The organism is Streptomyces sp. ASQP_92, assembly GCF_025399895.1.
GTDB lineage: Bacteria > Actinomycetota > Actinomycetes > Streptomycetales > Streptomycetaceae > Streptomyces.
On sequence record NZ_JAODUA010000025.1, the window covers coordinates 1 to 16,413 of the forward strand.

The 16,413-nt window shown below is 70.5% G+C and carries 15 protein-coding genes; 7 read left to right on the plus strand and 8 right to left on the minus strand.

All coding sequences use genetic code 11. From position 1 onward, the window contains the following. From N4G70_RS32765 to N4G70_RS32780, 4 genes are all read left to right on the plus strand, one after another. Window positions 1–220, plus strand: a 220-nt coding sequence (locus N4G70_RS32765) for a carboxyl transferase domain-containing protein (protein WP_315904324.1), incomplete at its 5' end; no start/stop codon positions are given. Between the two features lie 101 nt (window positions 221–321). Continuing rightward, the gene (locus tag N4G70_RS32770) at window positions 322–534 is read left to right on the plus strand and encodes an acyl-CoA carboxylase subunit epsilon (RefSeq protein WP_120721201.1); all 213 of its coding nucleotides are present in this window, start codon (window positions 322–324) and stop codon (window positions 532–534) included. A 133-nt stretch (window positions 535–667) separates the two neighbouring features. Then, window positions 668–1,261 (plus strand): TetR/AcrR family transcriptional regulator, encoded by a 594-nt coding sequence (locus N4G70_RS32775; RefSeq protein ID WP_261716431.1) that lies wholly within the window; start codon window positions 668–670, stop codon window positions 1,259–1,261. Further along, window positions 1,254–2,084, plus strand: coding sequence for an alpha/beta fold hydrolase (locus tag N4G70_RS32780; protein WP_261716432.1), 831 nt, complete (start codon window positions 1,254–1,256; stop codon window positions 2,082–2,084). Before N4G70_RS32775 ends, N4G70_RS32780 begins: the two co-directional genes overlap by 8 nt. A 547-nt stretch (window positions 2,085–2,631) precedes the next feature. On the opposite strand, the gene N4G70_RS32785 is transcribed toward N4G70_RS32780, so the two are convergent. From N4G70_RS32785 to N4G70_RS32820, 8 genes are all read right to left on the minus strand, one after another. Continuing rightward, complete coding sequence (locus N4G70_RS32785) at window positions 2,632–3,213, minus strand: ATP/GTP-binding protein (RefSeq protein WP_100577617.1); 582 nt, start codon at window positions 3,211–3,213, stop codon at window positions 2,632–2,634. Then, a complete protein-coding gene (locus tag N4G70_RS32790) occupies window positions 3,194–3,775 on the minus strand; it encodes a DUF742 domain-containing protein (protein ID WP_261716433.1) in 582 nt (193 codons plus the stop codon). Before N4G70_RS32790 ends, N4G70_RS32785 begins: the two co-directional genes overlap by 20 nt. Before the next feature lie 111 nt (window positions 3,776–3,886). After that, window positions 3,887–4,300, minus strand: coding sequence for a roadblock/LC7 domain-containing protein (locus tag N4G70_RS32795; RefSeq protein WP_162952516.1), 414 nt, complete (start codon window positions 4,298–4,300; stop codon window positions 3,887–3,889). A gap of 10 nt (window positions 4,301–4,310) precedes the next feature. After that, window positions 4,311–7,520 (minus strand): nitrate- and nitrite sensing domain-containing protein, encoded by a 3,210-nt coding sequence (locus N4G70_RS32800; RefSeq protein ID WP_261716434.1) that lies wholly within the window; start codon window positions 7,518–7,520, stop codon window positions 4,311–4,313. 356 nt (window positions 7,521–7,876) lie between these two features. After that, on the minus strand, window positions 7,877–8,458 hold the full coding sequence (locus N4G70_RS32805) for an ATP/GTP-binding protein (RefSeq protein WP_100577621.1): 582 nt from the start codon (window positions 8,456–8,458) through the stop codon (window positions 7,877–7,879). After that, window positions 8,439–8,846, minus strand: a complete 408-nt coding sequence (locus N4G70_RS32810; protein ID WP_053727885.1) for a DUF742 domain-containing protein — start codon at window positions 8,844–8,846, stop codon at window positions 8,439–8,441. The genes N4G70_RS32805 and N4G70_RS32810 overlap by 20 nt, the downstream gene beginning before the upstream one ends. A gap of 177 nt (window positions 8,847–9,023) precedes the next feature. Further along, a complete protein-coding gene (locus N4G70_RS32815; protein ID WP_100577622.1) occupies window positions 9,024–9,437 on the minus strand; it encodes a roadblock/LC7 domain-containing protein in 414 nt (137 codons plus the stop codon). Between the two features lie 9 nt (window positions 9,438–9,446). Next, complete coding sequence (locus N4G70_RS32820) at window positions 9,447–13,157, minus strand: nitrate- and nitrite sensing domain-containing protein (protein WP_261716435.1); 3,711 nt, start codon at window positions 13,155–13,157, stop codon at window positions 9,447–9,449. Between the two features lie 581 nt (window positions 13,158–13,738). On the opposite strand from N4G70_RS32820, the gene N4G70_RS32825 reads away from it, so the two are divergent. From N4G70_RS32825 to gltX, 3 genes are all read left to right on the plus strand, one after another. Beyond that, complete coding sequence (locus tag N4G70_RS32825) at window positions 13,739–13,936, plus strand: hypothetical protein (protein WP_261716436.1); 198 nt, start codon at window positions 13,739–13,741, stop codon at window positions 13,934–13,936. Between the two features lie 159 nt (window positions 13,937–14,095). After that, window positions 14,096–14,890, plus strand: a complete 795-nt coding sequence (locus tag N4G70_RS32830) for a fumarylacetoacetate hydrolase family protein (RefSeq protein ID WP_261716437.1) — start codon at window positions 14,096–14,098, stop codon at window positions 14,888–14,890. Continuing rightward, window positions 14,883–16,367, plus strand: a complete 1,485-nt coding sequence (gene gltX, locus N4G70_RS32835) for a glutamate--tRNA ligase (RefSeq protein ID WP_261716438.1) — start codon at window positions 14,883–14,885, stop codon at window positions 16,365–16,367. Before N4G70_RS32830 ends, gltX begins: the two co-directional genes overlap by 8 nt. Window positions 16,368–16,413 lie beyond the last annotated feature (46 nt).

Sequence of the window (16,413 nt, forward strand, 5' to 3'; positions counted from 1 at the left end):
TCAGATCGGGGAGGCCGAGGATCCTGAGGCGATGCGGGCACGCATGGTCAAGGAGTACAAGGCCGAGTTGATGCATCCGTACTACGCGGCCGAGCGCGGCCTGGTGGACGACGTGATCGACCCGGCGGAGACGCGGGCCGTTCTGATCGCCTCCCTCGCGATGCTCAAGTCCAAGCACGCCGACCTGCCGTCCCGCAAGCACGGCAACCCGCCTCAGTAACACCAGCCCGGTCGGAACCGCCTCGGTAACACCGTCCCCGGTTGGAACCGCCTCGGTAAGAACCACCCCGGTTGGACCCGCCTCACCAAGAGGAGACGAACTTGACCACCTCGAACCCCAACTCGTCCGAGTCCCTGCTCCGCGTGGAGAAGGGTGACGCCGCTCCCGAGGAGCTCGCCGCGATCACCGCGGTCCTGCTCGCGCGCGCCGCCGCCCAGCCCGCCGCGGCCCCCAAGCGCGGCCGCTCCACCGCCGGCTGGCGCCGCCTGGAGCGCACCCCCGGCTTCCGCGCCCCCCACTCCTGGCAGGGCTGACCCCGAACCACCCGCAGAAAGCCCCCGCCGACACCGGCGGGGGCTTTTTCGTTGTCCTCGCAGCCTCATCCTAGGTATATTAGGACGCAACCTAGAGGCCCTAGGTTCTACGAATGGAAATGAGAGTGTGCGCATGGCGCGAGCGGGACTGACGGCCGAGCGGCTGGCCGCGGCGGGAGCCGAGCTGGCGGACGAGGCCGGGTTCGACGGCCTGACGGTGTCCGCGCTCGCCCGGCGCTTCGGGGTCAAGGACGCGAGCCTGTACTCGCACGTCAAGAACCTCCGCGAGCTGCGGCAGCGGGTCACGCTGTACGCGGCGGGCGAGTTCATCGACTCCATCGCGGCGGCCGTCGCGGGCCGGGCCGGCAAGGACGCCCTGGTCGCCTTCGCCGACGCCTACCGGGCCTACGCGCTCGCCCACCCCGGCCGGTACGCCGCCACCCAGCACCAGGTCGACCCCGAGCTGCTCGCCGGCTCCACGGTCATGGCGCGCACGGTCGACACGACCTACGGAATGCTCCGCGCCTACGGCCTCACCGAGCCCGATCTCACCGACGCGGTACGCCTGCTGCGCAGCACCTTCCACGGCTACATCAGCCTCGAAGCGGAGGGCGGATTCGGCCACCCCCGCGAGGTGCAGAGGTCGTGGGAGCGCGGGGTCCAGGCCCTGCACATCCTTCTGGAGCACTGGCCCAGAGACGACGAGGGGGAGAAGAGCGATGACTGAACCGACCATCGGCACGCTGAAGGTGCCGGGCGCGACCCTGCGCTACGAGGTGCGCGGCACCGGGCCCGTACTGCTGCTCATCGCGGGGGGCGGCGGGGACGCCGGGATCTTCGAGCCGGTCGCCGACGCGCTCGCCGACCGCTTCACGGTGGTGACCTACGATCCCCGCGGCCACTCCCGCAGCCCGCTCGACGGGCCGGACGTGGACCAGCGGGTCGAGACCCAGGCCGAGGACGCCCGGCGGCTGCTCGCCCGGGTGGCGCCGGACGGGTCGCCCGCGTACGTCTTCGGCACCAGCTCGGGGGCGATCGTCGCGGTGGAGCTGCTCACGCGGCACCCCGAACGCGTCGCGCGGGTCATCGCGCACGAGCCCGTGCTCGTCTCACTGCTGCCCGACGCGGCCGAGCACCACGCCTTTTTCAGCCACGTCGTGGCGACCTTCCACGAGGCGGGGGTGGGCGCGGCGATGGCCGAGCTGAGTGCGGGGTGCGGGGAGGAGCGCGGCGAGAAGCCGGACCTGTCCGGGCTCTCGCCCCGGATGCTCACCACGTTCGAGCGGGTCGGGGGGAACTCGGCGTTCTTCCTGGGGCGGGTGCTGGGGCCGTTCAGCGCGCACGAGCCGGATCTGGCCCAACTCGACGCGTGCGCGGGGAAGTTGGTGCCGGCGGTGGGGTGGGCGTCGTACGGGTTGCGGCTGTATCGGCCGGCGGCGTGGCTGGCGGAGCGGTACGGGGTCGCTCTCGCGGAGTTCGCGGGGGGTCACGTGGGGGTGGTGACCCACCCCGTCCCCTTTGCCCAGACCCTGGGCGAGCTGCTGCGCTGAACGCGGGTCCCTGGGGCGGGGCGCTTTGCGCAGTTCCCCGCGCCCCTGAAGCCCGACGTCGCCCTCGGGTTGTGCGTGGCTGGTCGCGCAGTTCCCCGCGCCCCTTAACCCGCTTGATCCTGCGGACCGTGCCCGCGTCTTGCGCAGTTCCCCGCGCCCCTAAACCTCTCGATCCTGCGGGCCGTGGTCGCTTCTCGCGCAGTTCCCCGCGCCCCTGAAAACTCCGGTCGCGTGCAGGCCGTGGTCGCTTCTCGCGCCCACGCGGCGGAGCCGCATATATGTCACAGCCCCGCGCCCCTAAAACCGTGCTTTCGTCCGCAGGTCGTGCGTGGCTGGTCGCGCAGTTCCTCGCGCCCCTTGAGGGCACCCGTGCTGGGGCACCTTCAGCCCGTCCGGCGATTGAGGACGAGCGCCCTTAAGGCGCGAACGGGGTCTGGGGCGGAGCCCCAGGAGGGGCCGGGACCAGCCAACTCCGTTGCACGGGCGGGTGGGTGGGAAAACCCCGGGGCCGGGGCGGAGCCCCAGGGGGCTGGGGCTCCGGGGGGCCTCAGCGGAGGCGGGCCATGAGGGCGTGTTCGACGAGGGTGATGAGGGCGCTTTTGGCGTCGGCGCGGTGGCGTGCGTCGGTGACGATGATGGGGGTGTCGGGTCCGATCTGGAGTGCTTCGCGTACTTCGTCGGGTGTGTAGGGCTGGTGTCCGTCGAAGCCGTTGAGGGCGATGACGAAGGGGAGTCCTGAGTTTTCGAAGTAGTCGACGGCGGGGAAGCAGTCGGCGAGGCGGCGGGTGTCGACGAGGACGACGGCGCCGATGGCGCCGCGGACGAGGTCGTCCCACATGAACCAGAAGCGGTCCTGTCCGGGGGTGCCGAACAGGTAGAGGATGAGGTCCTGGTCGAGGGTGATGCGGCCGAAGTCCATGGCGACCGTGGTGGTCGTCTTGTCTCCGGTGTGGGTCAGGTCGTCGATGCCCGCGCTGGCGGACGTCATCACGGCTTCGGTGCGCAGGGGGTTGATCTCCGAGACCGCGCCGACGAACGTGGTCTTGCCCACGCCGAAGCCGCCCGCCACCACGATCTTCGCCGACGTGGTGGAACGGGCGGCACCGCCGCTAGAGCTTGCGAAGTCCACTGAGCACCCTTTCGAGCAGTGTCACGTCTGGCTGTCCGCCGGCGGACTCGTCGCCGCCGGGCTGGTGGATGGCGACAAGTCCGGCCTCGGCCAGGTCGGCTACGAGGATCCGGGCAACGCCGAGGGGGATGGTGAGGAGTGCCGAGATCTCGGCGACCGACTTGATCTCGCGGCACAGGTGGCAGATCCGCTGGTGCTCGGGCAACTGCCCTTGCATCCTCGCCGGTTCGGCCGTGGTGTGCACCAGTGCCTCGATGGCGAGCTGGTAGCGCGGCCGCGTACGGCCGCCGGTCATGGCGTACGGACGCACAAGGGGGTTGTGTGTGCCGCCCGCGGGTGAGGACTGGGACTTCTGCCGCGGCTGCACCGTTTCGATGCGGGGCTGCGGCGGCTGGTCGTACGGACCGGGCCGGCGGTTCGGCTGCTGGTAGGGCTGCTGGTACTGGCCCTGGCCCTGACCCTGTCTGCCGGGCGCGGAGGGGTAGTTGAAGCGGTTCTGGCCGTGCTCACCCGGAGACTGCTGTCCACCGCTGTAGGGGTGCCCGCCTGGGGGTGTTGTCACGTTTCCTCCTCCGACTACCGGTGCCCGTCCCATTGGGGCCGCGCCACCGCACTTTATGGGGCGGTGGCGAGAAACGCACGGCCTGTCTGCTGATTGAGAACTGATCGGTAACTAGTTAAGAAGGCTTCCCTGAAGCTCCGCACGGAGGTCGGGAGTCAGCACGCTCCCGGCCCGGTCCACGAGCAGCGCCATCTCGTAACCCACCAGGCCGATGTCGGCCTCCGGGTGGGAGAGGACGGCGAGCGAGGAACCGTCGGAGACGGACATGATGAAGAGGAAGCCGCGCTCCATCTCCACCACCGTCTGGTTGACGGCGCCGCCTTCGAAGATCCGGGAGGCGCCCGCGGTGAGGGACGTCAGACCGGAGGCCACGGCCGCCAGCTGATCGGCCCGGTCCCGGGGGAAGCCTTCGGACATCGCCAGCAGGAGTCCGTCGGCGGAGACCACCACCGTGTGGGACACCCCGGGGGTGTTGTCCACGAAGTTGGTGATCAACCAGTTCAGATTCTGCGCCGCCTGGCTCATCGGGCTCACACTAACGCTCCTGGTTGTAGGTGTTACTTGTCTCCGACCCCGCGTTACGGCCCTGCTGGACACCGCGGCGCAGGTTGCTCAACCTGCCGCGTACGTCCTCCGGAGCGCGGGAGACCTGGGGGCCGCCCTGCGGGGTCTGCTCGGCCGCGCCCTCGACCAGATTGGCCTTGGGCACCCGCCGGGGGAGACCGGAGGGAGTGACCCCGCCGGCCTTGGGCTCACGGAGCTTCTCGGCCCGCGTCCAGCGCTCGTCGTTGGTCGAGCGCCAGTCACCTGCCGGTCCGTCCGACGTCTCGGGCTGGTCCTGCTCCTGCTCGGACTCGGCCGTCCAGCCCTGGGGGCTGCCGCGCCGGGGCAGACCGGCGTCGGTCAGCTCGTGGCCGGGGGCCGGGGTGGCGCCCGGACGGTCGAAGCCTACGCGGTCCGCGGCACCGCCGGGAACGCCCCGGGACTCCTCGGCGGATTCCGCTTCCGGCTGGAAGGGGGCCGCGTAGGGCTCCTGGTAGGTGTTGTCGCGCGGCCAATCGTCTTGCGGCGCCTGGGCGGCGTACGGGGCCTCGAAGGGGCCCTGGTCGGCCGTGGGCTCCTGGTAGGAGCCTTCCGGATAGGCGGACTCCCGGTAACCGTCCTGGGGCGCGTAGGAGTCCTGGGAGTAGCCACCGGTGTGCTCGGGGGCGTACTGCTGGTTCTGGTACGAGCCGTCGTAGCCGTTGGTCGGCTGAGGCGCGTAGGAGCCCTCGTAGGACTGGTCCTGACCGACGTACTGCTGCTGGTTGTCGTACGAGCCGTCGTACGCCTGGTGCTGCTGCGGCTCGACCTCGTCCCGGAACAGCGGGCGTTCGCCGCCCTGCGCCTGGGCCTCCAGGGCCGCGCGGCGCTCCTCACGCATCAACGAGCGGTTCACCGGGTCGAGTTCGTGCGGGTCGCCCTGCTCGCCGGTCTCGTAGCGCGAGTCGTCGAAGCCGAGCTCGGCCGCGGTGCGCATCGGGGCCGGGGCCGACTCGTACGGCTGCTGCTGGTGCTGCTCGGGGATGATCGAGGAGACCGTGAAGTCGTCGCCCATCGAGGCGCTGTCGCCACCGCCACCATGGGTGATCGGGTCCGGGAGCATGACCAGGGACGTGGTGCCGGCCTGCTCGCCCGAGGGGCGGAGCTGGACGCGGATGCCGTGCCGGTCGGCGAGGCGGCCGACCACGAACAGGCCCATGCGCTGCGAGACGGCGGCGTCCACGGTGGGCGGGTTGGCCAGGCGGTGGTTGATGTCCGCGAAGTCCTCGGCGGTCAGGCCGATGCCCTTGTCGTGGATCTCGACCATCACACGGCCGTCGGGAAGACGGGTCGCGGTGACGCGGACCTTGGTCTGCGGCGAGGAGAACGTGGTGGCGTTCTCCAGGAGCTCGGCGAGCAGGTGCACGAGGTCGGTCACGGCGCGGCCGTGGATCTCGGCCTCCGGCACCCCGGACAGCTCGATGCGCTCGTAGGACTCCACCTCGGAGGAGGCGGCGCGCAGCACGTCGACCAGCGGGACCGGCTGGTCCCAGCGGCGGCCCGGCTCCTCGCCGGCGAGGACCAGGAGGTTCTCGCCGTTGCGGCGCATACGGGTCGCCAGGTGGTCCAGCTTGAAGAGGCTCTCCAGCTGGTCCGGGTCGGCCTCGTTGTTCTCCAGGTCGGTGATGAGGGTCAACTGGCCCTCGATCAGGGACTGGTTGCGGCGCGAGAGGTTGGTGAAGATCGCGTTGACGTTGCCCCGCAGCAGGGCCTGCTCGGCGGCGAGCCGGACGGCCTCGCGGTGCACCTGGTCGAAGGCGCGGGCGACCTCGCCGATCTCGTCCGTGGAGTCGATCGGGATCGCCTCGACGCGGGTGTCGACCCGGCCGGGTTCGGTGCGCGAGAGCTGGTCGACCAGCATCGGCAGGCGCTGCTCGGCCACGTCGAAGGCGGCGTTGCGCAGCCGGCGCATCGAGCGGCTCATCTGGCGCGCCACCATGCCGGCCAGGATGAAGGCGGCGAGCAGCGCGACCACGACGATCGCACCGTTGATGTACGCGGTGGACTTGGCGTCGTCGGCGATCTGGCCGGCCTCGGTCACGGCCTTGCCGACGAGCTCGTTCTCGATCTCGCTGTAGCCGTCGAACTTGGAGGTGGACGCGGCCATCCAGGCCTCGGGCGTGATGCCCTCCGCCTTGAGCTGCTTGGGGGTCCGGCCCTCGCCGATCGCGGCGGCCATCCCGTTGTAGATCGAACCGTCGGCGGCCGGGGCGGCGCCGATGTGCGGACCGTTGTCGGCCTGCTGCTTGGCCCCGGGGAACTCCTGGGCGACCTTGGCCGCCCGGGCCGTCATGACGTCCTTGAGGTGCTGGCTGTCGGCGTCCGTACCGCCCGCGTCGAACTCGCCGAGGGCGATGAACTCCAGGTAGTTGTACGAGTTGAACGCCTTGACCTGCATCTGGAAGGTCTTGGCGTCGTCGCTGGGCCGCAGCAGCAGGTGCAGTCCGATGGAGCGCTGGAGCGACTCGGCGGACTTCGCGAGGTCGACCGCGTACACCATGCGGCCGTAGCTGGTGATGTTGCCGGTGCCCAGGCCGAGCTCGTTGGAGAACGTGCTCAGGTAGTGCGGGATCGCCGTGTAGCCCTCTTCGGTGAGGACCGGGTTCTTGGCCTCGACCCCCTTGGCGTACGCGGTCTTGCGCAGGTCCTCGAGGGTCTTCTCGGCCTCGCGGACCTTGGCCAGGCGGCGCTTGAGGCTCGGGGTGTCCGGCATGCCCTGGACGGCCTCGTCGAACTTGGCGCGGGCCGCGTCCGAGGTGGCGTACGCCTTGCTGACGACGTCGCTGTCCCGCTTGTTCTGCAACAAAGGCTCGGCGGTGAGGTCGCGCTCGTTGAGCAGCGCCTGGCCGTAGTCGGAGGCGGCGCGCACGATGTTCGCGACCTTCTCGGCGTTACGGGCGTCGCGCCAGGTGGCTATGGACCCGTTCACCTCGAAGCCGCCCATGACGAGGCCGACGAGCACGGGGATGAGGAGGATCGCGTTCAGCCGGGTGGCCACCCGCCAGTTGCGCGGCGAGAAACGGCTGCGACTGCCCGGGGCGTCCTTCTTGCCGGAGTCCTGGGCAGAGGTCTGGGGCGTCGGCTGTGACACCGCCGCGCGCTCGGGCGGGGTGAAGTTGCCCCGCGCCTGCTGCGTCGCGGAGCTCGTCCTGCTTCGCTTCACTCGACCAACAACCTCTCGGAGCCGGCACCCGTGGGGCGTGCCGCTGTGTGTTTCAGAGCCGTACTTCTCGGGGCCGTACTACTCGGGAGTTCGCCGAATTCCAGCACGTGGGACGGCCGCGATCCAAACGTTCGGAATCCGCCGTTCCGAGTGGCCAAGACCTCAGATAAAACGGGCATAAAGAGCGAGCCCCGCCAAATGGCGGGGCCGATGTGAGCGCAGTGACACCGGACGAACGCGGCGGGTTGCGGTGACACGATAATTCTCTGTCGAAACGTTATGAACGCAGGGGCGGATCGTGTCAAAGGACACAGTCCGCCCCCGTTTCGTCTACGACAACTGCCGTAGGGCACCGGCTACTTGAGGCGGGCCATGAGGGCGTGTTCGACGAGGGTGATGAGGGCGCTTTTGGCGTCGGCGCGGTGGCGTGCGTCGGTGACGATGATGGGGGTGTCGGGTCCGATCTGGAGTGCTTCGCGTACTTCGTCGGGTGTGTAGGGCTGGTGTCCGTCGAAGCCGTTGAGGGCGATGACGAAGGGGAGTCCTGAGTTTTCGAAGTAGTCGACGGCGGGGAAGCAGTCGGCGAGGCGGCGGGTGTCGACGAGGACGACGGCGCCGATGGCGCCGCGGACGAGGTCGTCCCACATGAACCAGAAGCGGTCCTGTCCGGGGGTGCCGAACAGGTAGAGGATGAGGTCCTGGTCGAGGGTGATGCGGCCGAAGTCCATGGCGACCGTGGTGGTCGTCTTGTCTCCGGTGTGGGTCAGGTCGTCGATGCCCGCGCTGGCGGACGTCATCACGGCTTCGGTGCGCAGGGGGTTGATCTCCGAGACCGCGCCGACGAACGTGGTCTTGCCCACGCCGAAGCCGCCCGCCACCACGATCTTCGCCGACGTGGTGGAACGGGCGGCACCGCCGCTAGAGCTTGCGAAGTCCACTGAGCACCCTCTCGAGCAGCGTTACGTCCGGCGTGCCGCCGGTCTCTCCATTGCCCGGCTGGTGGATGGCCACCATGCCGGCCTCGGCCAGGTCGGCTACGAGGATCCGGGCGACACCGAGCGGCATCTGGAGCAGCGCGGAGACCTCCGCCACCGACTTGACCTCACGGCAGAGGTGGCAGATCCGCTGGTGCTCGGGAAGAAGCGTGGCAAGGTGCGCCGGGTCTGCTGTGGTGCTGACCAGCGCCTCGATGGCGAGCTGGTAGCGCGGCCTGGTCCGGCCACCGGTCATGGCGTACGGACGGACCAGCGGCTGGTCGCCTTCACCGTCGTACGCCGCGTCGTGCAGCGCGCCGTACGAGTCGTGTGAGGCGGGTGGCGGGGTCATTGGTTCCTCCGGGCGGGGACAGCAAGGCATCTGCAAGCCGTCGGGCAGGGCCGGTGGGGGGAGTGGTGCGGCCGGGACGGATAACTGCATCGTGCGGGAGCGGTCCGCGCCGGAGGGGGCGGCGCCGACGGCTCCCGACCCCCGGCCTCGCGAGCGGCTCGGCCGGGGGGTTTGCGATCAGTGGAGCAGGCTGCCCTGGAGCTCGGCGCGCAGGTCCGGCGTCAGGACGCTGCCGGCGCGGTCGACCAGGAGAGCCATCTCGTAGCCCACCAGGCCGATGTCGCACTCCGGGTGCGCGAGTACGGCCAGGGAGGAACCGTCGGACACGGACATCAGGAAGAGGAAGCCTCGCTCCATCTCCACCACGGTCTGGGCGACGCTGCCACCCTCGAAGATCCGGGAGGCCCCGGCGGTCAGCGAGGTCAGACCGGACGCCACCGCGGCGAGCTGGTCGGCGCGGTCGCGCGGGAAGCCTTCGGACATGGCGAGGAGCAGGCCGTCGGCGGAGACCACCACCGTGTGGGACACCCCTGGGGTGTTGTCCACAAAGTTGGTGATCAACCAGTTCAGGTTCTGTGCCGCCTGGCTCATCGGACTCAACTAACGCTCCTGCTGGTGAGTGGGGTCCACGTGGAAGCTGCCGGTCGAGCCATTGTTGGCCTGCCGGCCCTGCTGGATGCCCCGGCGGAGATTGGTCAGCCGGCCGCGCACATCGTCGGGCGCCCGGGAGACCTGGGGTCCTGCCTGGTGGTTCTGCTGCTGTGCGGTGCCCGGCACCAGGTTGGCGCGCGGGACCCGCTTGGGAAGACCGGACGTGGTCACACCACCGGCGGCGGGCTTGCGGGCCCGCTCGGCCTGGCGGACCAGATCGTCGTTGGGTGAACTGCGCCAGTTCCCGGCGCCGTTGGAGGCCGCCGCGCCATTGGCGGCGCCGCCGTCACGGACCGGCAGACGCTCGGGGGCCGGCTGCTGCGGGGCGTTGCCCCGGCCGCCGGGCGCCTGCTGGCGCGGTGCCTGCGCGGGCTGCTGCTGTCCGCCCTGCTGAGCCTGCTGCTGGCCCTGCTGCTGGAACCAGTTGGTCTCCAGCGTGTCGTACAGCGGGGTGCGGCCGTCACCGGCACCGGCCGGCGGCAGCGACTCGTGCTGCGGCTGGGCGGGCAGGCTCGCGGCGGGCTGGCGCGGGGCGCCGAAGTCGTTGCCCTCCGGACGCCGGCGCTGGGCACCCTGCCCCAAGTCCTGGCCCTGCTGCTGGCCCTGCTGGGGCGCCTGCTGCTGGTACTGCTGCGGCTGGACCGGCTGCGGCGCGGGGGGCCGCGGCGCGTTGAAGTCCGGGCGGCCGAACTCGGAGGTCGCCGCCGGGTTCTGCCGGTCGTCGGAGCCGGGGCGCCCGTACTGGCCGGTGCTGGACGGGTCCTGGTCGGGACGCCCGTACTGGCCGGTGGTGGAGGACTGGTCGCCGTATCCGTTGTACGTGCCCGGGCGCTCGAACTGCCCGGTCGCCGCGGGGTCCTGCGCGGCCGGGGTGCCGAACACGTCGGGGCGTACGAACTGGCCGGTGCCCGACGCCTGGTCCGGCTGGGAACCCGGCGGGGGGCCGTCGAAGTCGGGGCGCTCGAACTCGGCGGTCGCGCCCGGTCCCTGGCGCTCGCCGAGCGCGGGACGCGGGTACTGGCCGGTGTGCTGCTCGGGCTCCTCGTGGCCGCGCGGCGCGTCCAGCGCCGAGGACTGGTCGGTGCCCCAGCTCGTGGCCTGCGGCCGGGCCGGCTGCTGCGTCAGCGGGTTGCCGCCGGGCAGCTCGGCGCGCGGGGCGCCGGGCGGCGGGGTGATCGGACGGTCGCCGCGGCGCGGCGCGGACGGGGCGCTGCCGAACGCGGACTGCTGACCCTGCTGCGGGGGCTGACCCTGCTGGGGGCCGCCGCCCCGGGGCGGCAGCGCGGCACGCGGACCCTGGCCACCGGCGACCTGGCCGCGCGGGGCGCCCGCGGCGAGCCGGCCACCGGGGTTGCCGGGACCACCGCCGAGCGGGCCCGCGGCGAGCCCGGCACGCGAGGGCGGACCGCCCGCGAGACCGGGACGGCCACCCTGGCCCGCCGGGGCCTGCGGCTGACCGGCACCCGGCTTGCCGGGCACCTTCTTGCCGCCCTGGGCCACATCGACGGGAAGCATGACGAGCGCGGTCGTACCGCCGGAGTCGGACGGGCGGAGCTGGATGCGGATGCCGTGTCGCAGGGACAGGCGGCCGACCACGAACAGACCCATGCGGCGCGAGACCGAGACGTCCACGGTGGGCGGCGACGCGAGCCGCTCGTTGATCGCGGCCAGGTCCTCGGGGGAGAGGCCGATGCCGGTGTCGTGGATCTCGACCAGGACGCGGCCGTCGGGCAGCGCGTGACCGGTGACGCGGACCTTGGTCTGCGGCGAGGAGAACGAGGTCGCGTTCTCCAGCAGCTCGGCGAGCAGGTGCACGAGGTCGTTGACCACGCGTCCGGCGACCTCGGTCGCGGGCACGGCGGCCAGCTCGATGCGCTCGTACTGCTCCACCTCGGAGGCGGCGGCGCGGAGCACGTCGACCAGCGGGACCGGCCGGGTCCAGCGCCGGCCCGGCTCCTCACCGGCGAGGACGAGGAGGTTTTCGCCGTTACGGCGCATACGGGTCGCGAGGTGGTCCAGCTTGAACAGCGAGGAGAGCTGGTCGGGGTCGGCCTCGCGGGACTCCAGCTCGGAGATGAGCGAGAGCTGACGCTGGATCAGACCCTGGGAGCGGCGCGAGAGGTTGGTGAACATCGCGTTGACGTTGCCTCGCAGCAGGGCCTGCTCGGCGGCGAGTCGTACGGCCTCGCGGTGCACGTCGTCGAAGGCCGCGGCCACCTGGCCGATCTCGTCCCGGGAGTGCACGCCGACCGACTCCACGGAGGTGTCGACGTCCTGCGGGTCCGACTCCGAGAGCTGCTTGACGAGCTCGGGCAGGCGGTCCTGGGCGACCCGGGTCGCGGTGTCCTGGAGGCGGCGCAGCGAGCGGATCATGGAGCGGGCCACCACGAACGCGCCGACCAGCGAGACGCCGAGGACGACGAGGATCAGCACACCGTTGAGGATCGCGTCGCGCTGCGAGGAGTCGCGCAGCTCGCGCGCCTTCTGCTCCATCTCACCGAGCAGGGTCTGCTCGATGGTCTTCATCTGGTTGATCTTGTTGGAGTCCTGGTCGTACCAGTCGAGGTACGAGCGGTGCTGCTCCTGGTTGATGCCGCCGGTGTTCTTCAGGACGCGCTGCGAGTACGCGTTGGCGGCCGTGATCTCCGAGTTGCCCTTGTCCAGCGGGGCCATCAGCTCGGTGGCGTTGCCGCCGTTGGCCTCGTACACGTTCTGGAAGGAGGCGAGCGACTGGCGCTCGCCGTCCTGCGCCGCCTTGGCGTACAGGCGGTCGGGCTCCAGGAGGTTGCCGGTCTTGTCCTTGGTGGCCGGCAGCGCGGCGGCGATGATCGCGCGCTGGACCGAGGCGTACTCCTTGGCCGAGGAGAAGGCCGCGAGCGCACGGGTCCGCTTGATCATCTCCGGGTTGGAAGTGGCCTGGGCCATGTCCTGGGAGAGGCTGAGCAGACCGCGGATGAGACGGCTGTAGGACTCGACCGTCTGGGAGTTGGTGGAGCCGTCCTTGTACGCGGTCTTGCGGATGCTCTCCAGGTCCTGGAGCTGGATCGCGATGTTGGTGACGTTGCGCCGGATCGACTCCAGGGCGTCGTCGTTCTCCGTGCCGCTGACGTCCTGGGTCGCGTTGATGAACGTCTTGCGCACCAGGTCGGTGGCCGAACGGTCGGTCTGGACGCGGGCGTCGGAGGTCTGGGTGGAGAGCGGGCCCGCCGAGTCGTCGCGCTCGGTCTGGAGCGCGGCGGCGAGCTCGGTCGCCTGCTTGGTCATGTCGGTGAGCAGCTGCATGTGATCGAGCTGCTGCATGTCGTTCATCGACTCGTTGATGCGCAGCCCGCCCAGGGTGGTCGCGGCGACCACGGGGAGCGCGAGCAGCGCGACGAGACGGGTCGAGATGCGCCAGTTGCGCAGGGCTATTCGGGAGCCCGTGTCGACGGGCCCGACGGGTTTGCGGTCGCCGGAGGCGTCGCCGCCGGACGGGCCCGAGGGCCCACCGGTGCGCGCCGTCGGCCCGCTCGCCTCACCGGCCGGAGCGGAGGAGGGGTTCTCGGGGCCCCGGGGGTTCTGGGCGTGCTGGGGCGAGGAACTGGCCGCCTTGGGGCCAGTTCCGCCCTGCGGCTCCTGCTCCGCCGCAGCGCTGCCATCCCTCTTGAAACGTCCCTGCACTAGCGTCGCAACCTCTGGACCAGGCGTCCCCCCGCGCTGGGCGGATGGGACGGTGTCGGCGTCATGGGGGCACTGCGCGCCCCCTGTGTGGTCTGAGTGACCGGCGCTTGTCCTGCTCCCCCTCCCGCCGCTCACCCGGCGCTGCGTTGCGCCCCTGCGCACCGGTCAGTGACCCGCGGCGGTGCGTGGAATTCCAGCACAGTGCAGGATCTCCAACAAGGCCCGCGTACCGGGCCGTGACCTGAGTGACACATTGTGAGTATCGCGTCACAAGACGTAGAAAGTGATCACGGAGAAAACGGACTTATGCTTACGAGTCACTTACGGGCGGGGGGTGTCCCAGTCGAGATGATCAGGAGCGGAATAAGGGGTTCGGTGGGGGAATGTCCGTTCCGGGACGGTCAGTTGACAGACCCTTATATCCCTTTTGTGGCTTCATTCGTGAGCAAACTCACATGTTGATCGTCGCCTCTACGACCCTTTGCCGGGAATTCGAATGTTTAGCCTGACGCTTTACAGGGATGGCCAGACCGACAACCGGCGCCATAACGGTGCCCGTAACGACAGGGTTCGTAGCAGAGATGAAGACGACGATGATCATCCGCAACATAGCCAACCCGCGCCGCACCACCCTCGCGCACCTCGCGGACGCCGAGGAGTTGCAGCGGGCGGCCCAGCCGGAGCACACCGTCGAACTGCCCGCCCAGACGGCCAACCCGCGCCGCACCATCCTCATGAAGGCACCGGCGCCCGCCCCGGTCGACGCCGCCGCGGTCTGATCCCGCCGCACGGCCGCCTTCGGGCCCACCGCCCGGTGAGCCCTCGCGGCCCCGAAGGCGCCACGAAGAAGGCGCACGACCGGCGCCCCCGCCCGCGTTAGCCTGGAGCGTCAGACTCCGGCCAGTACCAGCCAAGCGAAATGAGGGGCGACAGCACTCGTGCGCATCGCCAGGTTCTCCATCGACGGCAATGTCGCCTTCGGAGCCGTCGAGGGCGACGGCCCCGACGGTCTCGTACTCGACATCATCAAGGGCATCCCGTACGCGGACTTCGAGCTCTCCGGCACCAAGGTGCCGCTGAGCAAGGTCCGCCTCCTGCCGCCCGTGCTCCCCAACAAGGTCGTGGCCATCGGCCGCAACTACGCGGAGCACGCGAAGGAGCTCGGCAACGCCATCGTTGACGACCAGGGCCGTCCCGAGCCGCCCGTCGCCTTCTTCAAGCCGACCACCTCGGTGATCGGCTCCGGCGACTCCATCGAGTACCCCTCCTTCTCCGACGAGCTGCACCACGAGGCCGAGCTCGCCGTCGTGATCGGCCGCATGTGCCGTGAGGTCCCGCGCGAGCGCGTCAAGGACGTCATCTTCGGCTACACCTGCGCCAACGACGTGACCGCCCGCGACGTCCAGAAGCGCGAGAAGCAGTGGGCCCGCGCCAAGGGCTTCGACACCTCGTGCCCGCTCGGCCCCTGGGTGGAGACCGAGCTCGACCCCTCGGACCTCGCCATCCAGGCGACCGTCAACGGCGAACAGCGCCAGCTCGGCCGCACCGCCGACATGATCCGCTCCATCGAGGACCTGGTCGTCCACATCACCGAGGCCATGACGCTGCTCCCGGGCGACGTCATCCTCACCGGCACCCCGGCCGGGGTCGGCCCCCTCAACGTCGGCGACGAGGTCGCCGTCACCATCGAAGGCATCGGCACTCTCACCAACAAGGTGATCAAGCGTGGCTAACCCCCTGGACGCCAAGGTCCGCGTCCGTTTCTGTCCCTCCCCGACCGGCAACCCGCACGTGGGCCTGGTCCGCACCGCGCTGTTCAACTGGGCGTTCGCCCGGCACCACGGCGGCACGTTCGTCTTCCGCATCGAGGACACCGACGCGGCGCGCGACTCCGAGGAGTCGTACAACCAGCTGCTCGACTCCATGCGCTGGCTCGGCTTCACCTGGGACGAGGGCCCGGAGATCGGCGGCCCGCACGCGCCCTACCGCCAGTCGCAGCGCATGGACATCTACCGCGACGTGGCCGAGAAGCTGCTCGCCGGCGGGTACGCCTACCCCTGCTACTGCACCACCGAGGAGCTGGACGCCCGCCGCGAGGCGGCCCGCGCCGCCGGCAAGCCGTCCGGCTACGACGGCCACTGCCGCGAGCTGAGCGCCGAGCAGAAGCAGGCGTACGAGGCCGAGGGCCGCAGCCACGTCGTCCGCTTCAAGATGCCCGACGAGGCGACCACCTTCACCGACCTGGTCCGCGGCGAGATCACCGTCCAGGCGGAGAACGTCACCGACTACGGCATCGTCCGCGCCAACGGCGCCCCGCTGTACACGCTGGTCAACCCGGTCGACGACGCCCTGATGGAGATCACCCACGTCCTGCGCGGCGAGGACCTGCTCTCCTCCACGCCCCGCCAGATCGCCCTGTACAAGGCGCTGATCGACCTCGGCATCGCCAAGGCGATCCCGCAGTTCGGCCACCTGCCGTACGTCATGGGCGAGGGCAACAAGAAGCTGTCCAAGCGCGACCCGCAGGCGTCCTTGAACGTCTATCGCGAGCGCGGCTTCCTGCCCGAGGGCCTCCTCAACTACCTGTCCCTGCTGGGCTGGTCGTTCTCGGCGGACCAGGACGTCTTCTCGATCGAGGACATGGTCGCCAAGTTCGACATCGCGGACGTCAACGCCAACCCGGCCCGCTTCGACCTGAAGAAGGCCGAGTCCATCAACGCGGACCACATCCGCATGCTGGACGAGAAGGCGTTCGCCGCGGCCTGCGAGCCCTGGCTGCGCGCCCCGCACGCCAACTGGGCCCCCGAGGACTTCGACGAGAAGGCCTGGCAGGCGATCGCCCCGCACGCCCAGACCCGCGTGACGGTCCTCTCGGACATCACGGCCAACGTGGACTTCCTCTTCCTGGAGCGCCCCGTCGAGGACGAGGCGTCCTGGACGAAGGCGATGAAGGAGGGCTCGGACGCGCTGCTCCGCACGGCGCGCGCCAAGCTGGAGTCGGCGGACTGGACGGCGCCGGAGTCCCTGAAGAACGCGGTCCTGGCGGCGGGCGAGGAACACGGCCTGAAGCTGGGCAAGGCCCAGGCCCCGGTCCGCGTCGCCGTAACCGGCCGCACGGTGGGCCTGCCGCTCTTCGAGTCCCTGGAAATCCTGGGCAAGGACAAGACCCTGGCCCGCATCGACGCGGCGCTGGCGAGGCTGGCGGCGTAGGCGTTGCGCGGATGAGCGGGGGAGGGGCGGCGGCCGGGGGCTGCCG

Bases quoted from the DNA above. Each gene is read 5' to 3' on its own strand.
- N4G70_RS32775 (WP_261716431.1), top strand. From the start codon at position 668: ATGGCGCGAGCGGGACTGACGGCCGAGCGGCTGGCCGCGGCGGGAGCC.
- N4G70_RS32780 (WP_261716432.1), top strand. From the start codon at position 1,254: ATGACTGAACCGACCATCGGCACGCTGAAGGTGCCGGGCGCGACCCTG.
- N4G70_RS32795 (WP_162952516.1), bottom strand. From the start codon at position 4,300: ATGAGCCAGGCGGCGCAGAATCTGAACTGGTTGATCACCAACTTCGTG.
- N4G70_RS32810 (WP_053727885.1), bottom strand. From the start codon at position 8,846: ATGACCCCGCCACCCGCCTCACACGACTCGTACGGCGCGCTGCACGAC.
- N4G70_RS32815 (WP_100577622.1), bottom strand. From the start codon at position 9,437: ATGAGCCAGGCGGCACAGAACCTGAACTGGTTGATCACCAACTTTGTG.
- N4G70_RS32825 (WP_261716436.1), top strand. From the start codon at position 13,739: ATGAAGACGACGATGATCATCCGCAACATAGCCAACCCGCGCCGCACC.